Origin of the sequence: Clostridium sp. MCC353, assembly GCF_018785315.1 — a bacterium.
Classification (GTDB): Bacteria; Bacillota; Clostridia; order Lachnospirales; family Lachnospiraceae; genus CHH4-2.
Window position 1 is genome coordinate 19,327 of the sequence record NZ_WQPN01000113.1, and the last position, 22,958, is coordinate 42,284.

19 protein-coding genes, 1 riboswitch and 1 other annotated feature are annotated in these 22,958 nt (G+C 46.3%); of the genes, 4 read left to right on the forward strand and 15 right to left on the reverse strand.

Annotation, left to right across the window (positions count from 1 at the left end; genetic code table 11):
• Positions 1-187: 187 nt before the first annotated feature.
• Together metG and GPL15_RS19455 are read right to left on the reverse strand one after the other, a co-directional pair.
• Positions 188-2,161, reverse strand: coding sequence for a methionine--tRNA ligase (metG, locus tag GPL15_RS19450; RefSeq protein WP_215700335.1), 1,974 nt, complete (start codon positions 2,159-2,161; stop codon positions 188-190).
• Between the two features lie 82 nt (positions 2,162-2,243).
• Positions 2,244-2,490, reverse strand: a binding site (T-box leader).
• A 131-nt stretch (positions 2,491-2,621) separates the two neighbouring features.
• A complete protein-coding gene (locus GPL15_RS19455; protein ID WP_215700336.1) occupies positions 2,622-5,879 on the reverse strand; it encodes a chondroitinase family polysaccharide lyase in 3,258 nt (1,085 codons plus the stop codon).
• A 459-nt stretch (positions 5,880-6,338) separates the two neighbouring features.
• Here GPL15_RS19455 and GPL15_RS19460 point away from each other — a divergent pair, with 459 nt between their 5' ends.
• The gene (locus GPL15_RS19460) at positions 6,339-8,180 is read left to right on the forward strand and encodes a DUF885 domain-containing protein (protein WP_215700337.1); all 1,842 of its coding nucleotides are present in this window, start codon (positions 6,339-6,341) and stop codon (positions 8,178-8,180) included.
• A gap of 56 nt (positions 8,181-8,236) precedes the next feature.
• Here GPL15_RS19460 and GPL15_RS19465 read toward each other — a convergent pair whose 3' ends face one another.
• The 3 genes from GPL15_RS19465 to GPL15_RS19475 form a co-directional block, all read right to left on the reverse strand.
• The gene (locus GPL15_RS19465; protein WP_215700338.1) at positions 8,237-8,845 is read right to left on the reverse strand and encodes a GerMN domain-containing protein; all 609 of its coding nucleotides are present in this window, start codon (positions 8,843-8,845) and stop codon (positions 8,237-8,239) included.
• A 17-nt stretch (positions 8,846-8,862) separates the two neighbouring features.
• Positions 8,863-9,306, reverse strand: coding sequence for a MarR family transcriptional regulator (locus tag GPL15_RS19470; protein WP_346345007.1), 444 nt, complete (start codon positions 9,304-9,306; stop codon positions 8,863-8,865).
• 147 nt (positions 9,307-9,453) lie between these two features.
• Positions 9,454-9,981 carry a nucleoside recognition domain-containing protein gene (locus GPL15_RS19475; protein WP_215700339.1) on the reverse strand — a complete coding sequence of 176 codons (528 nt, stop codon included), beginning with the start codon at positions 9,979-9,981 and terminating at the stop codon, positions 9,454-9,456.
• Positions 9,982-10,263: 282 nt separating this feature from the next.
• Here GPL15_RS19475 and GPL15_RS19480 point away from each other — a divergent pair, with 282 nt between their 5' ends.
• Positions 10,264-10,623 (forward strand): arsenate reductase family protein, encoded by a 360-nt coding sequence (locus tag GPL15_RS19480; RefSeq protein ID WP_215700340.1) that lies wholly within the window; start codon positions 10,264-10,266, stop codon positions 10,621-10,623.
• A 121-nt stretch (positions 10,624-10,744) separates the two neighbouring features.
• Positions 10,745-11,467: a Sir2 family NAD-dependent protein deacetylase gene (locus GPL15_RS19485; protein ID WP_215700341.1), complete on the forward strand. Its 723-nt coding sequence runs from the start codon at positions 10,745-10,747 to the stop codon at positions 11,465-11,467.
• A 455-nt stretch (positions 11,468-11,922) separates the two neighbouring features.
• Here the strand turns inward: GPL15_RS19485 and GPL15_RS19490 are convergent, their stop codons facing one another.
• Entirely contained in the window at positions 11,923-12,447 is a 525-nt protein-coding gene (locus GPL15_RS19490; RefSeq protein WP_215700342.1) for a VanZ family protein, read from the reverse strand.
• Between the two features lie 269 nt (positions 12,448-12,716).
• Between GPL15_RS19490 and GPL15_RS19495 the strand changes: the two genes are divergently transcribed.
• On the forward strand, positions 12,717-13,784 hold the full coding sequence (locus GPL15_RS19495) for a methyltransferase domain-containing protein (RefSeq protein ID WP_215700343.1): 1,068 nt from the start codon (positions 12,717-12,719) through the stop codon (positions 13,782-13,784).
• Between the two features lie 149 nt (positions 13,785-13,933).
• Here GPL15_RS19495 and GPL15_RS19500 read toward each other — a convergent pair whose 3' ends face one another.
• The 9 genes from GPL15_RS19500 to GPL15_RS19540 all read right to left on the reverse strand — a co-directional run bounded on the left by GPL15_RS19500 (position 13,934) and on the right by GPL15_RS19540 (position 22,886).
• Positions 13,934-14,470 (reverse strand): metalloprotease family protein, encoded by a 537-nt coding sequence (locus GPL15_RS19500; RefSeq protein ID WP_215700344.1) that lies wholly within the window; start codon positions 14,468-14,470, stop codon positions 13,934-13,936.
• Between the two features lie 12 nt (positions 14,471-14,482).
• Positions 14,483-15,550 (reverse strand): tetratricopeptide repeat protein, encoded by a 1,068-nt coding sequence (locus GPL15_RS19505; RefSeq protein WP_215700345.1) that lies wholly within the window; start codon positions 15,548-15,550, stop codon positions 14,483-14,485.
• A 173-nt stretch (positions 15,551-15,723) separates the two neighbouring features.
• On the reverse strand, positions 15,724-16,191 hold the full coding sequence (gene ribE, locus GPL15_RS19510) for a 6,7-dimethyl-8-ribityllumazine synthase (protein WP_215700346.1): 468 nt from the start codon (positions 16,189-16,191) through the stop codon (positions 15,724-15,726).
• A gap of 16 nt (positions 16,192-16,207) precedes the next feature.
• Positions 16,208-17,407, reverse strand: a complete 1,200-nt coding sequence (locus GPL15_RS19515) for a bifunctional 3,4-dihydroxy-2-butanone-4-phosphate synthase/GTP cyclohydrolase II (RefSeq protein ID WP_215700347.1) — start codon at positions 17,405-17,407, stop codon at positions 16,208-16,210.
• Between the two features lie 15 nt (positions 17,408-17,422).
• Positions 17,423-18,235: a riboflavin synthase gene (ribE, locus tag GPL15_RS19520; protein ID WP_215700348.1), complete on the reverse strand. Its 813-nt coding sequence runs from the start codon at positions 18,233-18,235 to the stop codon at positions 17,423-17,425.
• On the reverse strand, positions 18,217-19,326 hold the full coding sequence (gene ribD, locus GPL15_RS19525) for a bifunctional diaminohydroxyphosphoribosylaminopyrimidine deaminase/5-amino-6-(5-phosphoribosylamino)uracil reductase RibD (protein ID WP_275950511.1): 1,110 nt from the start codon (positions 19,324-19,326) through the stop codon (positions 18,217-18,219). The genes ribE (GPL15_RS19520) and ribD overlap by 19 nt, the downstream gene beginning before the upstream one ends.
• A gap of 339 nt (positions 19,327-19,665) precedes the next feature.
• Positions 19,666-19,780: riboswitch (FMN riboswitch) on the reverse strand.
• A 145-nt stretch (positions 19,781-19,925) separates the two neighbouring features.
• Positions 19,926-21,203, reverse strand: coding sequence for an SLC13 family permease (locus tag GPL15_RS19530; RefSeq protein ID WP_215700349.1), 1,278 nt, complete (start codon positions 21,201-21,203; stop codon positions 19,926-19,928).
• A 4-nt stretch (positions 21,204-21,207) separates the two neighbouring features.
• A complete protein-coding gene (locus GPL15_RS19535) occupies positions 21,208-22,002 on the reverse strand; it encodes an aldolase/citrate lyase family protein (RefSeq protein ID WP_215700350.1) in 795 nt (264 codons plus the stop codon).
• Positions 21,999-22,886 (reverse strand): NAD(P)-binding domain-containing protein, encoded by an 888-nt coding sequence (locus GPL15_RS19540; protein ID WP_215700351.1) that lies wholly within the window; start codon positions 22,884-22,886, stop codon positions 21,999-22,001. The genes GPL15_RS19535 and GPL15_RS19540 overlap by 4 nt, the downstream gene beginning before the upstream one ends.
• Positions 22,887-22,958 lie beyond the last annotated feature (72 nt).

The window sequence follows — 22,958 nt, forward strand, 5'->3', positions numbered from 1 at the left end:
TTTGCCCAGGCACTCGCTGAGGATTTCAGCTTCTCAGCCGCAATTCATATTTTAGCATATCATAAAAAGGCTGAGAAGGATATCCTTTCCCAGCCCTGTTTTACAGTATTTGTACTAGAGCGTAACAGGTCAGACAGGTCTGAACTGTTACACTAGAGCAGAAGTTCAAACAAATCCAAACTGCCGCCTAGCAGATTTCAGCTCCTGCCGGCATCTTTTTCTCCGGAACCATCAGGGACAGATTACCGTCCGCATCTTCCGCACAGAGAATCATGCCTTCTGACATCACTCCCGCCAGCTTCGCAGGTTTTAAGTTTACAACAACCATCACCTTTTTCCCCACCATCTCTTCCGGCGTATAATGGGCTTTGATTCCGCTGACAATCTGTCTTACCTGGCTCCCGATCTTAACCTGGGAGCAGAGCAGCTTCTTGGACTTGGGAACCGCTTCGCAGGCGATGATCTCTCCTACCTGGAACTGGAGCTTCGCAAAATCGCCGTATTCTATCTCCGGCTTCGCCTCGATGTCGATCACTTCTTCCGCCTCTTCTGCCGGCGCGCCGTCCGCGTCAGCTTCTGCGGCATGCATTGCTTCCACTTTTTCCAGCACTTCTTTTAAATCCATACGGGCAAATAAGATTTCCGGTTTATCCGTCACCTTGTTTCCTGAAGGATAAAGGCCAAAGGTTTCCATCTCTTCCAAAGAACGTTTCTGCGCGTTCAGCTGTGTCAGGATTCTAGCGGATGTTTCCGGCATGAAAGATTCAAGCAGGGAAGCCCCGATGGTGATAGCCTCTACCAGGTTATAGAGAACCGTTGCAAGGCGGTCTTTCTGAGCTTCATCCTTAGCGAGAGCCCATGGCATGGTTTCATCAATATATTTGTTGCTTCTTCTGAAAATGTTGAAGATTTCTGAAATGGCGTCCGCCACCCGCAGATCATCCATCTTAGCGTCCGCTTTTTTAACAGCCGCCAGCACAACCTGCTTCAAGTCCTCATCAACCTCTCCGGCAGCGCCGCCGTTGCGCACTTCTCCGCCAAAATATTTATTTGACATGGAAATCGTACGGTTTACCAGGTTGCCCAATACATTGGCCAGGTCGGAATTCATGCGTTCCACCATCAGTTCCCACGAAATCACCCCGTCATTGTCAAAGGGCATCTCATGAAGCACGAAGTAGCGCACAGCATCCACGCCGAAGAAATCCACCAGCGTGTCGGCATAGAGCACATTTCCTTTGGATTTGCTCATCTTTCCGTCGCCCTGGAGGAGCCACGGATGTCCGAATACCTGTTTTGGCAGCGGCAGATCCAGCGCCATCAGGAAAATCGGCCAGTAAATGGTATGGAAACGGATAATGTCTTTTCCAATCAAGTGAAGGTCTGCAGGCCAGTATTTGTCAAATAATTCCCCGTTATTGCCGTCACAGTCGTAACCAAGGCCGGTAATGTAGTTGGTCAGCGCGTCCAGCCAAACATAAGTTACGTGTTTTGGGTCAAATGACACCGGAATCCCCCATGTAAAGCTGGTTCTGGAAACGCAGAGATCCTGAAGTCCCGGGAGAAGGAAGTTGTTCATCATTTCATTTTTCCTGGAAACCGGCTGGATGAATTCAGGATGGTCGTTAATATGCTGGATCAGGCGGTCCGCATATTTGCTCATCTTGAAGAAATAAGCCTCTTCTTTGGCCGGCTGCACTTCCCGTCCGCAGTCCGGGCATTTTCCGTCCACCAACTGGGATTCGGTGAAGAAGGATTCACATGGAGTACAGTAAAGCCCTTCATAATATCCTTTGTAAATGTCCCCTTTGTCATATAACTTTTTAAAGATCTTCTGTACCTGGACTTCGTGATCCCCATCGGTAGTGCGAATAAATTTATCATAGGACGTGTTCATCAGATCCCAGATCGAGCGGATCTGCGCGGCCACATTGTCCACAAATTCCTTGGGCGTAATGCCCGCTTCTTCTGCCTTCAGCTCAATTTTCTGTCCGTGTTCGTCCGTACCGGTCTGGAAACGGACCTCATAACCCTGCTCTCTTTTATAGCGGGCAATGCTGTCGGCCAAAACGATCTCATAGGTGTTGCCGATATGGGGCTTTCCTGACGTATAGGCGATGGCCGTTGTGATGTAATATGGTTTTTTGCAATCCTTGCACATGTTTGTACCCTCCTGTTTTTCCTCTTCACTCAATGGTAAACATTCCTCCTGAACGGTAAAAAAAATCCCGTCTTTAAATTTCTTTAAAGACGGGATTATATCCCGTGTTACCACTTTAATTGTCAGATACCTCGCGGCATCTTCCTCTGCAACTGCCATACAGCAGTCTGACACGATAACGGGCGCTCCCGTCGCCGCTTAACCCGGTTGCCCGGCTCAGCCGCGAAGCTCCAAGACCATGTTCGGCAGTTTCGTCTATTCCCCCTTCTCAGCTCCCGGGAGTCTCTGTCCATAGCTACACTGCTTACTCTTCTTTTCACAGCATTTCTTCTATTATTTTATAAAGTGATTTTAGTTTAATCTTTTCCACAGGTTTTGTCAAGGGGGGGCTCAAACCTTGAATTTATATTCTCAATTCACGCCGCGTAACGGTTCAGACAAGTCTGTTACCACGCCGCGCCTATTTTGTCAAAACTGCCTCCATCGTCTGTCCATCGATGCAGTCCAGTTCCAGAACCGTCTGTCCGCCTTCCGTTTTAACAACCCGGATTCCTTCCTGTGCATCTGACAGTTTCCATTCTCCATTCAGCGTAACGGTCACTGTCTTTCCTGTGCTGTATGTGGTGGCTACATCCTCATCCATGGTCTGATTCGGTAATTTCGGCAGTCTCAGGTCCGGGTCGCTCATGCTGAATACGATTTTATCCGTTCCCTCTTCTTTCACCATAGCCATAACCGGCGTGTCGGATGCAGCCAAAATACCCTGTCCGATTGCCTGATTCTCTTTAAACACTGCATAAGCCATGGTATTGGACGGAATATGCTTTATGATGTGCGCTTTGTCGTCCTGCTGCAGCACTTCATAGGATTTCCCGTCATATTTTTCCATCTCTTCCGGCGTGGTGCGGACTTTAATTACATATTCGTAACCGGCATTTTCAGGCGCTTTTCCGTGGTCGATCCAGGCCGTGGTATATTCGCCTTTGGTTTCCTCTTTGTCCAGTTCATCCTTAGAAGTCTGGGTATTCCTTACGATATGGACGCCTTTTGCATTAGGGATATAGTATCCGTTTCCATAGGGATCCATCATCCATACGGTTTCATCCCCGGTAAATGCCTTTTCATAAGGATATTCCGTTATGGGTTCTCCGCTGTTTAAGTAAAATGGCATCGATGTATCGTCATTTAACCCGGACTGGAACAGGGTTGTCTCTGTGGCATGGTCCTTGTCCCCGTTCTGAATACCGGAACCCAGGCAGATGATTTCGTCATCAAAGAAGAAGGACGATTTATTGGCATAAAATGACGGATCATACTGGGTATCGTGAAGGATCATTGAGAACATTCCATTCATTCCCTGGCTGCTCACACCGCCTAAGAAGGTCTGATCTGAGAAGGTGCGGTGGGCGAAGTCATTCACTTCACTGGAAAGCAGCTCCGGAGTGAGATATTTTGTGGTTGCGCCCGGAACCCGGTTCCAGTCCCAGCCCTTCTGAACGGTTATTCCGTTCTCTGCCGGGGTGGGCTCAGTCATGATCTGAAGAGCGCCGTAGGAATTATATCTTCCGTATACATTTTCCTTCTTCGTTCCGCCGGATTCATAATCCCATACGTACTGGCTCCAGCCCTTCTGGTTCACCATCCAGTCATCACGTCTGTGGATTACCATGCCGCCATATGGTTTTGTAAAGAATCCCTGGGCCTCTTTTCCTGCCTCAATTCCCTTATTTACCAGATCGTATACCAGTTCTAAGCCGCCAATGGTGTCAATATAGCTGATCCCTGCGCGGCACTTGTTAAACCGCTTTTTCAGCGCGTCATTTTCCGGATCCCAAAGCCTCATAAATACGCCGGCCATGTCCTGATCGATCTCATCCCCTGTGGACGGGTTCCCGGAAAGGGCCATATAGGCATAGGCCGGGAGGACTTCACTGACAATTCCCGTCTGTTTAGGGAATCTTCCGGTAAGGCTCTGGGGCAGGTTATAATCTTTAGTCATCACATCAAGCGCCGTCAACGCGCCTTTTAAGTTCTCCTGGGACGGCTGATTCAGTTCAAATACGGTGTCATGCAGCAGATAGTTGATCATCGCCGCCATATGGTATCCATGAGGCGCATAAGCGCTCACGTAAATTCCTCTGTGGTGGAACCCTGTGTAATCCGGCTTGATGGTGCCCGCAAAGTTGGGATTCAGCTCCAAAGCGCTCTCCACCCACTCACGATAGGCATTGATGGCCTGTACTTTTTCCGGCGAATCCTCCATCGCCATGGCATAGAGCAGCCGGTATAAGAAATGGGTTCTCATTTCATCGGCTGTGGTTTCCGTATAATCAACTTTATATTCCCCATACACTTTTCCAAAATCCGTATACCAGTTCATTGCCCCGATTTCGCGGTCAAAACGTCCTGTCTCTTTCAGCTCTTCCCGCATGAGGTAAACCGCCACAAAATAGCCTGATGAACGGTTGGTTTCATGATCCGGCGTGCCCAAACCGCTGCCTTCGGCCCATCCCTGGTCATGGTAATAGTCGAATAATGTCATCAGCTTTTCAAAGCTTTCCATGTTTCCGTTCAATTTATAGTCAAATACCAGCGGCAGAAATATCTCCGTAGAGACTTCTGAACCGAACTGTTTTCCCATCTTAATATAGGGCGACCGGCTGGCAAACAGAGGCACTCCTGTGATGGATCCGTCTTCATGGCGTTTGATGTCCAGCCCTTCATAATCCTCCAGCCCCTCTTTTATGTAGTCGTCCAGCGCCTTTTTACGCATTTCCATGGGCCCCTGGTCTTCATATCTTCCTGTGCCGTAAACCCATTCGTCGAACCGTTTTTCAATGGTTTTGATATCCGCCAGCTCTTCATCCGTCAGAGGCGTTAACTCTGTGCGGGGCTTCTGCTTGATATAATAGTAGCCTCTTTCCCATGTGCCGCCCAATCCTCCATTGGAATTGGCCCGCTGGATCGGTATCTGGTAATCCTGGGCCCGGCACCAGTGCAGGTTGTTCACAAATTCCACAAGATCCAGATAGAGTTCTCCCTTTTCGGCGCTTTCAGGCGCCTTGATTTCCATCTGTTCAATGGTTACCGCCGTATCGGCGGCCGCCGGATTGACCGCATCCTTCTTAAAATCAATCCAAAGGGCCCGCCACCCTTCAAAGTCCAGATAATAATCAAAGGTATATGCCGGCTTCCCGTCTGCAATCTGGGTTTTTGTTCCCAAATTTACAGTGAGTTTGTCTTTGATGGGATTTTCGTTATATACCCAGGCTATGATGCCCCCATGTTCCGTTTCACTGGCCACATCCATGTTGACCTCATCAGATGCAACCAGGCTGCCTCCTGATTCCCACTGCCATTTCAAGGATGTTTTTTCATGTTTATAGTGCTTATCAGAAATCTCCAGATTTCCGGAAACCGCTTTCCAGTTTTCGGGCACTGCGCCTTCAAAGGACTGGATATGTTCCGGCACTCCTCCTTTATTGCCTTTTGGCACTTCCTTGGCTTTTTCTTCCTTTTTTGCTCCGTCTTCCTGCTTGCCGCCTTTCTCCCCGGCGGCAGTGGTTTCTTTTGTCTCTTTCTCTGACGCCGGGACAGTGACCTGCCCTTCTGCCCCGGCAGTGGTTCCTGCCGTCTCTTTTGTACCGCATCCTGCCAGAGAAACCATTGCCGCAGACGCCACGGCGAACGCTAACAATTGAATTGCCTTTTTCTTCAAAACCGTATCCTCCTCTTTCATTTTGGTTAAAATCATCATCCGGCTATTAAAAATGATCCGGAAAACCAACAGGCCGGCGCCATCCCCCATTCCCCCCTTTTATGCATTGGCCGGGTGTTGGTAACGCTTTAAAGTTTCTGATAATTTCACCAAAAACGTATCATTATTTTATGTTCTCTGCAATCTGGAACATTTTGTAAAATACCATTATTTAAAATCAGATTATATTTATATTATTTTTCTTTTTTCATCTCAAAATAATGGTATTTGCCAAAAAAATACTCTTTTTGATTCCAACTGGAAGTTCTGTCAAAATAGAGCCATTTTTTACCGGACACTGCGGTCCTGAAAGCGGTTATCAGACATCAGATGCGAAAAATTGTTATGTGTTGTATTCTATTTTAATATAAATTATAATAGGATAATGAAATGCCGAAAAAAGAGGATTGGAGAAGTTCTATGAAAACACGCAGACACAAAATTTACTATATGATAATGGCCCTGCTTCTGACGCTCTGTCTGTTATCCGGCTGTATCACCCGGCCTCCGGCCAAAGAAGAATCCGGTACAGCCGCCGAGACCACTGAAAAAGACCAGGAATACGAGACTTATGATCAGGATGCCCTGAAGATACAGGAGACATTTGACCAGTTGACCGAAGATATTTTCCGCGAAAATGTATCCGAAAGCCTGTTAAACCTCCACTATACCGTTACGGATCCGGCCAGTCTTGGGATTACGGAATACAATTCCGGTTTTGGCAATTTTTCTCTGGACTATATGAAGGAAGATCTGCTGGACACCAAGAATATCCTGGACGAACTGGACGGTTATGATAAAGAACTTTTAAGAGAAGACCAGAAACTGACCTATGATATTTTAAAGAGCATGCTCTCCACAGAAGTCCGCTCTGAGGGCATGGAACTCTATTACCAGCCCATTTCCCCAACCATCGGAGTCCAGGCCCAATTGCCGGTTCTGCTGGCGGAGTATGTTTTTTATGGAAAAAAGGACATCGACGAATATCTGATCCTGCTGTCACAGATTGACGAATACTATGCCCAGATCATCGAATTTGAAAAAGAACAGTCCGCGGCCGGGCTCTTTATGTGCGATTACATTTTGGATGAGGTTCTGGAATCCTGTCAGGGGTATCTGCTCACGCCTGAGCACAGCTTTCTGACGGAGACATTTGCAAGCCGTCTGGATACGGTGGAAGGGCTGACCGATGAGGAGAAGGCCGCTTATATTGAGAAAAACAGGGTGATCCTGGAATCCGACTTCATTCCCGCTTATCAGATGCTGACGGAAGAGCTGGAGAAGCTGCGGGGAACAGGGACTACAGAATCCGGGCTGTGGAGTCTTCCTAAGGGCTCCAATTATTACAAATACCTGATCGCATCGGCCACCGGCACCTCTTATACCACGGTGGATGAGCTGAAAAAGGCCATTGAAAACCAGATTGACAGCGATTTAATGTCCATGTCAAAAATTATAAGGGATAATCCCCAGGTGCTGGATAAACTGGACAATTACGATTTCAGCGTAACGGAACCGACAGCGATTTTAAATGATCTGCAGAGCAAGATCCCTAAAGATTTTCCTCAGCTCCCGCCCTGTTCCTATACGGTAAAATATGTGCCAAAAGCTCTGGAAGGATCTTTAAGCCCCGCATTTTACCTGACTCCGCCTCTCGACAACTTCGAAAACAATGTCATTTATATCAATGGAAATGAAAAATATGAAAGCGCGGACCTTTATACCACGCTGGCCCATGAGGGATATCCGGGGCATCTCTATCAAAACGTATATTTCCTCAATCAGAGTCCCTGTCATCTGAGAAGCCTTATGAACTTTTCCAGCTACAGTGAGGGCTGGGCGACCTACGTGGAAAATTACAGCTATACCTTAGATAACGGCTTAGACCCTCTGCTTGCTCAGGTTTTGGCCTATAATAATTCTTCCACCCTGGGGCTTCACGCTTTGCTGGACATTAATATTAACTATTATAAATGGACAAAAGAGCAGGTGGCCGATTACCTGGGACAGTATTACAGCATTGAAGGAAGCGATATTGTGGATAATATGTATTATGCCATGATCGCCAATCCCACCAACTATCTGGAGTATTATGTAGGGTATCTGGAAATCATTCAGATGAGGGATATGGCTCAGAAAACCTTAAAAGAGGATTTTGATTTGAAAGAATTCCATAAATTCCTGCTGGATATCGGACCGGCGCCATTCAATGTGATTACCGTATATTTTAAGGAATGGCTGCTGAATTATCATTTAAAATAATATAAAATGGCGCGGGGGATTGGTTAAATTCCCTGCGCCATTTTATATTCTGACTTCTACTTCTTCATTGAATAATATTCCAAATAATCATCATCGCCGTGCTCAATATGTCCGCTGGAATAGTTCTCACCGTTCACCAGCAGTTTCAGCTTATCCAATTCAAAATTCTCAATAAAAGTATTGCCCAAAGCTCCCAGCATCAGGTCTTCGCCTGTGGTTCCGGAAGAGGGTATTTGTGACAGATCCAGTGTTCCGATCTTTTCAGACGCTTCTGAAGAAGCATCTTTTGAAGCGCCCGGGCCGCCTTCTTCCTCGTCGCTGCCTCCTGTCACCTCAAAACTCAGCACTTTGGTTCCTTCTGAAAGAACGCCTTCTTCGATCAGCTTGTCCACCAGCGCCTGGGCATCCAGTTCCTTTACCTCAGTCATGGACTTTTTCAGCCCGGTGGCGTCTTCATTGCCGGAGTAAATGGAAATGACATCCACGGATTCCGCAGTCGGGTCAGGAACCTTGTCAAACGCTCCTCCCGGCGCCGCCGTCTCAACTTCTTCCATGTTATTTTCCATGCTATTGGCGGTAGTGTTTTGTTTCTTTGTAGTTGGCGTGCAGGCAGCCAATGATAACATCAGCGCAGCTCCTACAAAACACATCATAAATTTCTTCATCGTTACGTACTGCCTCCTTAATTCTTCTGCTGGCCGCGAAACCAATGGTCTAATTTCGTCAGCGCCTTCATTAAAGCTTTTCTCTCATTCTCATCCAAACTTTCCATAATGCTTTCAACCATTGCCCTATGGAAATTCTTATGGTGCTGATAAGCGACTTTTCCTTTGTCAGAAAGGGAAATATAAACGACCCGCCGGTCCTCGCTCCCCCGGCTTCGGATGACATAACCTTTTTTTACCAGGCTGTTCATCGCAATGGTCAATGTCCCCACTGTCACAGACAATTCTCTGGCAATGGCAGACATATTCTTAGGATCTTCTATACCGATGGCATCGATTACATGCATGTCATTATTCGTAATGTCTTTGAACTCCTGGGTAATGATGACCTGCTGTTCGATATCCATCACATCCCGAAACAGCTTAACCCACAACTCATTGAATGCTTCGTAATTCTCCACTTTTTTCCCCTTCAGACATACTCTTATTCGATCAAAGCTTCCAAATGATTATACATTATTTTGGCATTCAAAACAACCACCTAAAACTTAGGAAATTCTTACATATACTGGAAAAAATGCCGTTTTCACAAAATGTTCACAGCTTCCTTACCCCATCATTCCCGCCAAAAATACGCTGGCCGCCAGCCCGGTCAGGGTGGTGAGCAGCGCGCCGGTCAGAGTATATCTGGTCTTCGTGACCCTGGCCGTCACAAAATAAACGCTCATCGTATAAAAAATAGTCTCTGTACAGCTCAGCATCAGCGAAGTGATCAATCCCAGATAAGAATCCGTACCGTACTGCTTAAATATGTCAAGGGCCAGGCCTGTGGCCGCGCTGGACGAAAACATTTTCACAATGGCCACAGGGAGCAGCTGGGACGGAAATCCGAACCGGTCCGTTATTTTCCCCAACGCTTCTGCCGCCGCGTCCAGAAATCCGGAGGCCCGCAAAACGCCCACCGCCACCATAAGCCCCACCAGCGTGGGCATAATATCAACCACTGTTTTTGCGCCCTTTTTTGCTCCTTTCACAAAATCATCATAGACTGGCCGCTTCATCAAAACAGCAAATCCAATAATATAAAAAATAATAATAGGGATAATAAAATCTGAAAGAACCGCTAATATTTTCATAAATTACCTCCATGCCGGAGCGGTTTTTGCGTAAATACTGCGTAACGCAAGTATTGCGTTATGCAAATATTGCGTTACGCAAATACTGCGTTACGCTGGCACGCCTTCACCGCTGTTTTGCCTTAATAAAAGAATCTTACTACCATCATATTAATGCTTTTCATATTCCATAACCTGTTATACAATAATTTTAGCAGCAGTTCCGGGCGGCGGAATAATCGGATGTCCTGAACAGTTACTAATTTTATTCCATCAAAATTTTTCAGACCAGGAGGTTTCATAATGAACGTATTATTTTTAGAATATCCCAAATGTTCCACCTGCCAGAAGGCGAAAAAATGGCTGGATGATCATCAGGTTTCCTATACAGACCGGCATATCAAAGAGAAGAATCCCAATGCCGGAGAGCTGAACGAGTGGATCGGAAAAAGCGGTCTTCCCACCAAGAAATTCTTTAACACCAGTGGATTATTATACAAATCCATGGCTCTAAAAGAAAAGCTTCCCGACATGGACCAGGACGCTCAGGTAAAGCTTTTGGCAACGGATGGGATGTTGGTTAAACGGCCGCTGATCATCGGGGATGATTTCGTATTAGTCGGCTTTAAACCTAATGAATGGGAAGAAAAGTTAATAAATTAACAATTTTAAATTGACAAATCATTTCATAGTGATATACTTTTGCATGAAAGGTATTGAAAAAGGGCGTGGGCTTATTGACCATGCCTTTTTTTGTATAAATTTTACACAAAGGAGGATAATTATGCAAGCTGACCGCATTAAAGAAATCATTGCCGGTTCATCTGATATCGTCTGCCTGCTGGGGCTGAAAGTGAGTATGGACTGCGGGTGTCTGAATTACCGCCAGGAGGACGGATTGTATGATTTAGAGATGAAATATGGATATGCGCCGGAAGAGATATTTTCCGCCTCTTTCTACAACACCAGGCCCCGTCAGTTTTTTGAGTTCTACCGGAATGAAATCCTTAACCGTCCGGGAGTTCCCGGCCCCTGCCACCAGGCACTTGCCAGGATGGAACAGAACGGGAATCTAAAAGCTGTAATTACGCGGGAACTATTCAGTCTTTCAAAGCGGGCAGGATGCCGGCATGTAATCGAACTTCACGGCAGCATTTATCAAAACATCTGTCCCAGATGCGGAAAAAAGTATACCATCGATTACATGAAAAAAAATACTCCTATCCCGCTGTGTGAAAAATGCGGCATTCCAGTACGCCCGTCGGTACGGCTGATGGGCGAAATGCTGAACAGCAAAGCCATAGCCCAGGCGGCTTTGGAAGTGGAGAAAGCCGATACCCTATTGGTGCTGGGATGCCATCTGAATGCTCATTTGGCCGCTAATTTTCTTCCATATTATAAGGGGAATAAACTGATATTAATTAATGAAGAAAAACATTTTATGGACAGGCGGGCGGATTATATGATTCATGAAAAGCCGGGGGATGTGCTGCCGGGGCTGATATGAGCGTTGGGCCTTTTTATGATTAAGACAAATATTAGCATTTGTTGAAAATTTCAGAGTGTGATGGACAAACAGGGCAAAACTCAATACAATAGATATCAGGAACAGCAACGTTATCTTTAGTGAGGTGCGCTCATGTCAGTTATACATATTTACGGAGCCTCCGGATCCGGGACATCCACTCTGGGAAAGGCTTGTAAAACAGAAATGCAGGCATATAAGCCTGGATGGAACGCTGCCCATGGAAAGACTTTTAGAATTGATCACTTATACTTCCGGTAAAAACTTAGTCCGATCAATGAAAAAACCATAGGAACAACAGCATATCCAGCATTTACCTGCCCGTGATTACAGAGAACATATCCGGCTCCGGCAAAAGTTAAAATTATAAACACAACACTAAATATCAAGAAAAACATTTTCATCTTTACCCCTCCCATTCCAATTCAATCAGCTTTTTATAGATTTACTAATATTAAAATAATAAATGCAAGTATGGCTCCAATTGGAGCCATTAACGCAATGGCTGACTTTGATTTATCCTTAAATATCATATAAATTAAGCGGAACAGAATAACACCGGCGAAACCGCCAAGCGCATTCAATATTACATCATCAATATCACTTGCGCCCACCTTGAAAACAAATTGTGCGGCTTCAACAAGTGCGCTAAGCAAAGCGATTATGGATGTATTGACAATGACTGATTTGTTCCGGTTCAGCAACGTTATATAAATCCCACAAGGTACAAAAATCACAACATTTCCCAATAGATTGCTCAATGCAAAAGACCTCAAAATAATGTCTTCACTGAACAAATAACCTGAGATTGTCCGGAAAGGAATGAGGTTTATGGATTGAAAAGAACCTATTCTTTTTTTCTGAAACAGAAGGGCAAACAATATCACCAAATATAAAATCATTACGCTATATAACAGAATATTATAAATGATATTTTTTGTTTTGATATCAGCTTTCATCATACCGCCTCCATAACTTCTAATTCTGATTTTGACTTTTCACTTAGTTTTCCCTCATGTTATATCTTCCACAAGGCACATAGAAGTCTGATTGTGGGGAATGAGGAGAACCAAAATATATAATAAATTATAGCATATAACATGCGGAGTATGGTAAATTGTTTAGTATCCTTTTGCTTTTTAAGAATCTCTAATATCAACTCTACGATTCGTAGGTATGATTTTACAGGTAACTATTATATAATTCTAAAGAAAAAGGGGAGGGTGACAGTATGAACCAAGTTAAAATCGGAAAATTTATCGCCGAAATGAGAAAACAGCAGAATTTAACTCAAAGAGAATTTGCTGATATTCTTAATATTAGCGATAAAACTGTAAGTAAGTGGGAATGCGGCAACGGAATGCCTGAATTATCTTTTATGCAGCCAGTTTGTAAAATTCTCAAAATCGATCTTAATGAATTATTTTCGGGTGAAAAACTGACTGATGATGTCTATAAAAAGAAAGCAGAGGAAAATATGATTAAACTTGTAAAAGAAGCAGAAATGATGAAAAAGAACATTGTTGGGGGACAAATTTTAGATGATGCGGAAAATATCGAGCTAGATGTTTACAAAGTGCATAAAACAAATACTGACTTCTGGAGTACAATAGGCAGCAAACTATTAGGTACCGTTTTTTTACCAAATTGGGCAGCTTTTCTTCCATCTGAAGAACATCTAAATTTACTTGGAAGTTTATCGAATAAAAAAGTTCTTGAAGTTGCCTGTGGCAACGGTCATTCATTAAAATATGTTTCAGAAAAAGGTGTCGTAGAATTGTGGGGAATGGATATATCCGCAAATCAAATTGAACTCACAAAAAACTTCCTCGAAGCACAGGGAATCAATGCAAAGCTTATCTGTTCGCCTATGGAAAATGAATGCGGTATTCCAACCGATTATTTTGATTTAATTTATTCCGTTTATGGTATTGGCTGGAGCACTGATTTAAATAAAACTTTTAAGCGCATTCACTCATATCTAAAAAAGGACGGTACATTCGTTTTTGGATGGTCGCACCCCATTCATAAATGTGTCTCCGTTGAGAATGGCAGACTTATTTTCTGTAATTCCTATTTTAAAGAAGATTGGTATCATGCAGATATCAGCAGCAAAGATATTATGCTTTCCAACCGTATGTTGAGTACGTATATTAATACTTTAGCCAACAATGGTTTTCTTATCGAAAAGCTTATTGAAGAAACAGACAGAGAAAAAGCGATGGCATCAAATAATGATTTTGGCAGAAAAGCATTAATGCTTCCCACAGCTTTTGTCATTAAAGCCAGGAAATTATAAATTGCGTGTCATCCTCCATGCCTAAATATTTTTACACGATACTCCCCAGCTATTTTTACAGCCTATTTTATCTAAAATGAGAGGAGCGAATTATCCCGCTCCTCTGTCCTTCTTATAATCCTCTGCCATAACTGTCAGCTCAGCCTCTTCTACATCAGCATAACCACCAGATTCGGTATCACCATAGCCATAAACACCGCATAGACCAAATCCAGCCACATCATGGAACCCAGCGCCCCCAGATACACCAGCCCGATCACCGGCGCAGTCACAACCTTAACCGCCGGATTCACATCCGGATTCTTCAGTATGGCCTGTACCATCACCTTGGCGTCTCCCGTACTTGGAAATGCATGCATTAAAATCGAAACTCCCAGCCACCCCAGCAGAAGCGTCAGCGGATTCTTATAGATCTCAAACCGGAACAATTCAATAGCCGCCGGAAATACAATCAGCATCCCCAGAATGGTATTTACGAAAAATGGCCCCGTAGAGATCAAAAATGACGCCAGCGGCTTTTCCGTCGGCTCATGTGCCACATACCCCGCCGGATTTTTAGCCTGAAAATACACCACATCATAAACCGGAACCCTCATAATCCTGCAGAATAACTGATGGGCGAATTCATGAACGATTACTCCCGGAAACGTCAGCAGTGAAATCAAAAAACCAGGTATGATAATCATATCTTTCTCCCCCTATTCTTCATCTACATAATAATCGTGCAGGGAAACGCTGCCGTCCAGATAACTGTCAAACTCCTCATCGAACACCTGGCCCGCTTCCTCAAACTGCTTTTTCATGGTTTCAGCTTCCTCTGCCCTTCCGTTTTCCATCAGCGCGATGAGCAGAGTTTCCTTGACATACATCCCTTCCGGGTCTTCTTCATAGGATCTTTGAACATATTGCAGACCCTGTTCCATATCGCCTTCCAGCATACAGAGGATTCCCATGGCCCGCAGGGCCGCCGGATCGCTTTTATCCCTGTCCAAAATGTTCTGATAAAGCTCTCTGGCCCCTTCAAAATCACCGGCACGGCGTTTTAAGGTTCCCAAAGCGGAGGAAAGCATTGTGAGATTGGGATCTTCCTTAATCCCCGCTTCCAGGTATTGTTCCGCCTCAGCCGGATCAGTTGACATATTGCCCAGATAGTAATAGATCAGCGCCGGATACTGTTCCGGATCATCCACACACGCCAGAAGCTCCCGCTTCAAAGACGCCATGATCTCTTCTTCCGATTGATTCACATCCAAATTCTGGCTGATCTCATCCATCTTATCATAGGTATTGTAATATCTGGTTAAGCGGTCTGTATACATGTTCATCTTTGCGTAGGTACTGTCATTCACCTCTTTCCCAACCATGTATTCATTAATCAGATAGCCGCCGAAATCATAATATCCATAGTCCATTGCCAGTTCAATGGCCAGTTCTGCCGCGGGAACAGAATCCGGATAGGTTTCCAGCACTTTTAACATGCCGGTCAGCGCTTCATATACTTCACCGCTTTGGGCCTCCGCCTTGGCCGACTGGTAGATTTTGTAACAGCTTAACGTTTTGGGAACCCTGATCAGGGCCGCACCCAGGAGCAGTATGATAATAATTGCCGCAGGTATCATTTTCTTGGGAAACGGATATTTGATCTGTTCCTCCCTGCACTCCTTACACAGAATCGAATTGCTGTTTTCCGTCAGATCGATCCGCCTGACATGGCATTTCCTGCAAAGCTGCGATTCCGGTATTGTGTAATACTCATTTTCTTCCATATCCCCTACCGCCTTTTCTTATTCTTATGATAAGTATACGGTGTATTGTGGAAAATGTAAATAATCTGAGGTGAAATACCCCCATCTGGTGTTCGCGCTGAAATGGCCCTTACCGGCAGCGGCCGCGTTATAATCCAGTTCCATATCAGCGCTGAAACAGCCCAAATCAGCGTCTACGCAGTAATTTCCCGTATCAGGTTCACCATCTCAACAGCCCCCACGGCGCATTCAAATCCTTTGTTACCCGCTTTCGTGCCGGCACGTTCAATGGCCTGTTCAATGGTTTCGGTGGTCAGAACTCCAAACATAACCGGAACCTGGCTGTTTAAGGCTGCACCCGCAATCCCTTTGGAAACCTCGCTGCACACATACTCGTAATGAGAGGTATTTCCCCGGATCACCGCCCCCAGGCAGATCACTGCGTCATATTTGCCGCTCTGAGCCATTTTAGATGCGATCAGGGGTATTTCAAATGCCCCCGGAACCCAGGCTGCCTCAATGTGATCTTCCTCCACATTATGGCGTTTCAGCCCGTCCACCGCTCCTGATAATAATTTTGAGGTTATGAATTCATTGAAACGGGATACTACAATCCCAACCCTGATTCCATCCGATACCAAATTACCTTCATAAATTTTCATTATACAATTCCTCCGTTTAATAATTTAAAATGTGTCCCATGCGCTTTTGTTTTGTCTTCAGATAAAAAAGATCTTCTTCGGTCGGCTCCATCTGAATGGGTACCCGTTCTATAATTTCCAGACCGAAACCGGAAAGTCCGTAAACTTTATCCGGATTATTGGTCATAAGCCGCAGGGTTTTGGCCCCCAGATCCCTTAAAATCTGGGCTCCGATGTAATATTCCCTTAAATCCCCGGCGAATCCCAGGGCCAGGTTGGCATCCAGCGTGTCCATGCCTCTATCCTGGAGCTGATACGCTTTCAGTTTATTGACCAGGCCGATTCCCCGGCCTTCCTGTCTCATGTACAGAAGCACGCCCCGGCCCTCATTTTCAATCTGCTTTAGGGCAGAAGCCAGCTGCTGGCCGCAGTCGCACCGTTTCGAACCAAATGCATCCCCGGTCAGGCACTCCGAATGAACGCGGCACAAAAGATCCCGGCCGTCTCCGATCCCGCCCTTTACCAGCGCCACATGGTGTTCCCCATTCAAACGGTTTACATAACAATGCGCCATGAACTCACCATACCGGGTGGGCATCCGGGTTACGGCCGCTAAATCTACCAAACATTCCTTCTGCTTCCGGTAGGTCTGGAGATCTTTGATGGTGATCATTTTCAGGTTCCATTTTTCGGCTAATTCAATTAATTCCGGCGTTCTCATCATGGTTCCGTCATCCCTCATGATTTCACAGCACAGGCCGCATTCCTTCAAACCGGCCAGCCGCATTAGATCCACCGCTGCCTCCGTATGGCCAGGCCGTTCTAAAACCCCGTTTTTCCTGGCCGCCAGGGGGAACATGTGGCCCGGACGCCGGAAATCTTCCGGACGGGCGCCTTCTTCCACACATTTCATAGCCGTCAGACTGCGTTCAGCCGCTGAAATGCCTGTAGTGGTGCCGATATAATCGATGGATACGGTAAATGCGGTGCTGTGGTTATCCGTATTATCCGAAACCATCTGGGGGAGCTGGAGCCCGGCACATAACTCCAGGCTCATGGGCATACAGATCAGCCCTTTTCCGTGCACTGCCATGAAATTCACATTTTCCGTGGTCGCAGACTGGGCCGCACAGATGAAATCTCCTTCATTTTCCCTGTCCTCGTCATCTGTCACCAAAATAATTCTGCCGTTTTTAAGTTCCTCTAAAGCTTCTTCAATCCTGCTGTACTGAAACATTATTCTACCGCCTTTCTAAAATCCATATTTTGCTAAAAATTCCGCTGTGATGCCATATTCACTGTTTTTGCTGTTTCTGCCGTTTTCCATGCTTTTGCCATTTTGGCCATTTTCCCCGTTTTTGCTGTTTTTGCCGTTTTTACCATTTTTGCTGTTTTCCCCGTTTTTGCTGTTTTCCCCGTTTTTGCTGTTTTCACCGTTTTTGCCATTTTCAACGTTTTTGCCATTTTCAACGTTTTCCGGGCTATTTACCAGGCGGCCGATATACTTCCCTACGCAGTCATTTTCCAAATTCACCACATCTCCCGGCCGTTTTTCGGACAGAATTGTTTCGGACATGGTGTGGGGTATTACGGAGATGCAAAAGGTGTCCTTCTTCACATCCGCAACAGTCAGGCTGATCCCATCCACCGCCACGGATCCTTTCTCTATGATGTATCTCATGATATTTGCGTCCGTTTTAACGGTATACCAAACCGCAATTCCGTCTTTTTCCGTCCTCAATATAGTCCCTGTGCCGTCGATATGACCGGTTACGATATGGCCTCCGAACCGGCCGTCTGCTGCCATGGCCCGTTCCAGATTCACCCGGCTTCCGGGTATCAAGCGGGCTAAAGACGACCGGTTCATGGTTTCGTGCATCACGTCGGCACGGAAACCCCTGCCGTCCAGCCATGTTACCGTGAGGCAGACGCCGTTGACCGCGATGCTGTCACCTGCCCCGGTCCCTTCCAGCACTTTTTTGCAGTTGACCTCCACCATGCAGAAATCTGCTCCTCTGCGGAGTTCCTTTACCGTTCCAATCTCTTCTACGATTCCTGTAAACACGATTTTTTCACCTTCCCTTCTATCAGCCAGTCACCGCCAATCTGCCTTGTGGATATCTGGTCCAGGTAAAATGCCTGGTCTGGCCGCTCCACTCCCACTCCCCCTACAGGGGTTTTTGCGCCTGTGCCTCCAAACAGTTTGGGGGCTATGTATGCCTGCACCTTATTTACAATGCCGGATTCCAATGCAGACCAGTTAAGATTACCCCCGCCTTCCATAAAAATACTGTCGATCTCCAATTTTGCCAGCATTTTCATCAGTTCACGAAGATCGACGCGGCCATTCTTAGGCGCTGTATGCAGAATCTTTATCCCGCATTTCCGGTACGCCTCTTCCTTTTCCCGGTTTTGGCAGCAGCTTGCCAGAATTGTGGGAATCTCTGCCGCCGTGGCCGCGATCCGGGATTCTAACGGCATCCGCAGATTGGAATCACAGATGATCCTGACCGGATTTTTGCCGCCCTGAATCCGGCAGTTGAGCATGGGATCATCCGCCAATACAGTTCCTACCCCGGTCATAACAGAGCTGTAACGGCTGCGACATTGGTGGACATAATGTCTGGCTTCTTCTCCGGTTATCCATTTGGAATCCCCTGAAACCGCTGCGATTTTCCCATCCAGCGTCATGGCGTACTTTAAAACCACATAGGGCGTACCCGTGCTGATGTAGTGCATAAAAACCTCATTCAGCCGGTCACACCGTTCCTTCAGCACCCCTGTAACCACCTCAATTCCCCTGTCCCGCAGCATGCGGATGCCATTTCCCGCCACAAGCGGATTAGGGTCCCGGGACCCCACAATCACCCTGGCGATCCGGCTCTGCAGAATCGCCTCTGTGCAGGGAGGGGTACTCCCGTGGTGGCAGCACGGTTCCAGTGTTACATAAAGATCCGCCCCTTCCGGCGATTCCCGGCAGTCCGCCAAAGCATTCCGCTCCGCATGGGCCTGCCCGCAGGCTTTGTGATATCCCGTGCCGATAATCCTGCCCTCCTTCACCACCACCGCGCCCACCATTGGGTTGGGACTGACAAAACCGGCTCCTTTTTCCGCCAGTTCCAGGGCCAGGGCCATGTATTTTTCTTCATTTTTCAGGCCGTACTGTTCTTTATGGTTTTCTTTGTTTTCCACTCTGCTCCTCACTTTCTCCGCATTTAATTTTCTTATTCCCACCGTTACAACGCAAAAATACCCTGAATCAATTAAAATTCAGGGTATCTGTGTATGGAACGGTCAGGATTGCAGCTAAAGACTCATCCGGGCGGCAGGCCGCTTCAGCGACATAATTCCCCGCCGCCGTAGTGCGATCCTGCCCGGAGGGCTTTTTTATTTCATAGGATGAACTTTCCTATGAAATAAAAAATGCCCTGAAATGAGAAATCTCATTCCAGGGCAAATCAAAAATACAGCGTTAAACAGTAATCACGCAATCCTAATTATCTTCTTTCATCCAGACTATACTGTCGGCCTCGGAATCTCACCGAATCCTGCCTTGCGGCTCGTGGGCTATACCACCGGTAGGGAATTACACCCTGCCCTGAAGATTTTATTATTAAATTATTGATACATAGTAGCACATATTTATTGGGATTACAAGTATTTAACTGAATTTAACAGATAAATCAACCATTTTCAACTTCAATTTTAAATCTCTATGTGATCTCTAAAACCCATTTATACACCAGCGTTTTTCATTAAAGCGGAAACGCAAGAGGAATGAAAATCATAGAGCCGATGATACTCACGATGGTGAGTCCAATACCCGGAACAAAGAAATCTCGTACAGTTAAATTGCCCGGAGCAATCAACAATGTATTCGTTCCAGAACCATAAGGTGTCAGGAAAGGCATGGATGCCCCTACACAAATTGCCACACCAATTGCTACCGGGTTTACCCCCAGTGTCTGAGCAATGGGAAGAAAAACAGGGGTGAGGAGGGCGGCCGCACCAGTATTGGACATGAGGTTGGTTAAAATACAGGTAATCACCAGTACAGCCAAAAGTACAATCATTTTGCTTGGATTATCACCCAGGAAGGCTATAAAGCCGTTGGCAATAGCTGCCGCCAGTCCGCTCTTACTGACACCGGTAGCCAATGTCATGAGACCAGAAACAATAAACAGCGTTGATAAGTCGATGGACTCAAAAAACTCTTTTTCGTTGATACAGTTGGTCAAACGCAGGACCACAACACCAATACCAGCCACAAAGTACATGGGGAAACGGTCTAAATCCAAAGCCATAGCCACAAAAACAGCAGCCAGCACGATTACAGTAATAGAAGCCTTTCTGGTATTAAAATTCTCGTCATCCTTGGATTTCGCCGTAAGTCTCTGAATATACTCTTGATTAGACGTGTCACCGTTACGAAGCAGTCTTTTTCCAATCAGCAGGAAATAGATAATAAACAGTATACAGAGAGGAAGGCCAACCTTTCCCAACTCAAAAAATGAAAGGAAGGGTACATCAGCATTTTCCAGTACACCGGCCACGACCACATTGCTGGCGGCGCCAACAAGGGTCAGGTTACAACCGATGCTGGCGGCAAAGGACAGCGGGATCAGCTGACGGGAAACAGAGATATTGGCCTCAAGGCAAATGCTGATTACGATCGGGAGCAGTACGGCAACCACAGCAACGCCGCTGCATACAGCAGACAAAATCAGAGCAACGATGACCACGGCAATCATGATACGGGATTCCGATTTGCCCACGATCTTAACGATAGCCTGTGCCATCTTCTTTGCCACACCGACATGAAACAGGGCATATCCTAACACAATCATGGTCATAACCAGCGCAACGGTTGTGCCGCCCATAGGCGAAAACACATCAGCAGGGCTTACCGCACCAACCAGGGCCAGAGCAATGGCGGCAGTCATGGAAACCAAGCCGCCGGGAGCAATATTGAAGATGAAGCCTAAAGTAGTCGCAATCAGGATAATTAATGTGAGAATAGCAGTCGTACCCATATTATCAATCCTCCTCTTTCTCCGCAATAAAACCATCCACTGTCTCCCGAACATCCTTCATGCCGCTGAACAGCATTGCAGCATCAGCGCCCAGGACGAAGAGATCCAGCTCATTTTTGAATTTTTCACACAGACCTTTGCCTGCAGCCATAGCAAATCCCTTATTGTGTCGCTTGGCGGCATCGCTGACCTTCTTAATGGCCTCCAACTCCTTGGGATTAGTCAGGTCACCAGGAATGCCCAAAGCAACAGAGAGATCGTTTGGCCCTATGAACAGCATATCAATCCCGTCCACAGCCGCAATTTCGTCCACGTTGTCCACACCATCCAAAGTTTCAATCTGGACGATGACCAGGATTCGTTCATTGGCCTCCTTCATCAGCTCCACATGCCTGGCAAAGGAGGTGTACTGGGTATGGCCGCTGCTGGATGTATACCCCCTGCTGCCAATATCCGGATACTTGGCGTAAAAAGCGATTTTCCGGGCATACTCTGCCGTACCAACCATAGGCACCACAATGCCGGAAGCACCAGCGTCCAGTGTGCGTGAAACAAAGTCCTTGGTTCCCTCTGGAATACGGACGATGGCAGGAACCTCTAAGGCATTAGCGGTGGACAAAAGATCGTGAAGGGTCTCTATGTTGTATGCACCATGTTCCGCGTCGAATACCACGCAATCGAGACCGGCTTCTTTGGCAATATAGAAAATTGCGGGATTTCTCTCAATACGAACGAATGTACCAGCCAGTTTCTTACCTTTAGCAATTTCTTTTCGGAGATTTACAAATTCTCTTATCATTTTTTACCCTCCATTTTGCGTTTTACGGCGACGACCTCGTCATAAGTAGCTGGCCGCTCCTTGAAATAATCTGCAAAGCCTTGTTCGGTCATCCAGACAAACTTGTCCCGAACGGCCTGAGTCATGATGGAATTTTCCCCAAGGCTGTCCAGTGTCTTAACTACTTCCTCCATCTCCTTGGAGAGGCGGACGTGATGAACCGCCGCCTGGGTTACAACGTAGTTACAGAATCCGTCAAAGGTCATCTGGTTGATGGTATTGATCAGGTCCTCCAGGACTGGTTTGGTCAGGCCGTACTTTTCTGTACAGAAAACAGTCTCGGAAATGAGGGCAATCATACCTTTAGAAAGAATACTCTTAAACATTTTCATAGCCGAGGCAGATCCGATTTTGCCCTCAACAACATGAATGTTCAAACCTGCTGCATTCAAACGCTGAGCAGTCACCCCAGCATCCGGTCCGCAGACATTAATGGGTACCTGGGTCATTTTCGCAGGAACAGCGCCCATGACAGCACCCTCCACAAAAATACCCTCAGCTCCATCCAGAGCTGCAGCTATCTCCTCTTTGGTCTGTGGTGAGGTGGAGTTCAGGTCGATATAAACCTGGCCCGGACGGAGCAGGCTTTTGATGCTCTTGGCTACAGGCACCGCACTGCCAGCACTGGTCAGACAGAACACGATCTCAACTTTCTCAAAAAGATCCTCCATGGAGTCTGCAAGAATGACGGAATTCTCCCTGGCCCTACAGGCGATCAGTTCCGCTCTCTCGTCCTCTTGGTTTACGGCCACATCAAAGGTGTATACCTGCACACTGCCTTCGATGAGGTTTTTAGTGAGGTAGTAGCCTGCCTCGCCAAAGCCGATGATTCCTAAGTTTAACATACTTTTCTGTTCCTCCTTGTTATTTTAAAAAGCCGACTTTATGTTGCGTTTGTATTCTTATCATATTGATAT

What these genes read in the sequence shown, in the direction of transcription:
- metG (WP_215700335.1), bottom strand. Translation starts at nt 2,161, where the DNA reads ATGTGCAAGGATTGCAAAAAACCATATTACATCACAACGGCCATCGCC.
- GPL15_RS19460 (WP_215700337.1), top strand. Translation starts at nt 6,339, where the DNA reads ATGAAAACACGCAGACACAAAATTTACTATATGATAATGGCCCTGCTT.
- GPL15_RS19465 (WP_215700338.1), bottom strand. Translation starts at nt 8,845, where the DNA reads ATGAAGAAATTTATGATGTGTTTTGTAGGAGCTGCGCTGATGTTATCA.
- GPL15_RS19475 (WP_215700339.1), bottom strand. Translation starts at nt 9,981, where the DNA reads ATGAAAATATTAGCGGTTCTTTCAGATTTTATTATCCCTATTATTATT.
- GPL15_RS19480 (WP_215700340.1), top strand. Translation starts at nt 10,264, where the DNA reads ATGAACGTATTATTTTTAGAATATCCCAAATGTTCCACCTGCCAGAAG.
- GPL15_RS19485 (WP_215700341.1), top strand. Translation starts at nt 10,745, where the DNA reads ATGCAAGCTGACCGCATTAAAGAAATCATTGCCGGTTCATCTGATATC.
- GPL15_RS19490 (WP_215700342.1), bottom strand. Translation starts at nt 12,447, where the DNA reads ATGATGAAAGCTGATATCAAAACAAAAAATATCATTTATAATATTCTG.
- GPL15_RS19495 (WP_215700343.1), top strand. Translation starts at nt 12,717, where the DNA reads ATGAACCAAGTTAAAATCGGAAAATTTATCGCCGAAATGAGAAAACAG.
- GPL15_RS19500 (WP_215700344.1), bottom strand. Translation starts at nt 14,470, where the DNA reads ATGATTATCATACCTGGTTTTTTGATTTCACTGCTGACGTTTCCGGGA.
- GPL15_RS19505 (WP_215700345.1), bottom strand. Translation starts at nt 15,550, where the DNA reads ATGGAAGAAAATGAGTATTACACAATACCGGAATCGCAGCTTTGCAGG.
- ribE (WP_215700346.1), bottom strand. Translation starts at nt 16,191, where the DNA reads ATGAAAATTTATGAAGGTAATTTGGTATCGGATGGAATCAGGGTTGGG.
- GPL15_RS19515 (WP_215700347.1), bottom strand. Translation starts at nt 17,407, where the DNA reads ATGTTTCAGTACAGCAGGATTGAAGAAGCTTTAGAGGAACTTAAAAAC.
- GPL15_RS19530 (WP_215700349.1), bottom strand. Translation starts at nt 21,203, where the DNA reads ATGGGTACGACTGCTATTCTCACATTAATTATCCTGATTGCGACTACT.
- GPL15_RS19535 (WP_215700350.1), bottom strand. Translation starts at nt 22,002, where the DNA reads ATGATAAGAGAATTTGTAAATCTCCGAAAAGAAATTGCTAAAGGTAAG.
- GPL15_RS19540 (WP_215700351.1), bottom strand. Translation starts at nt 22,886, where the DNA reads ATGTTAAACTTAGGAATCATCGGCTTTGGCGAGGCAGGCTACTACCTC.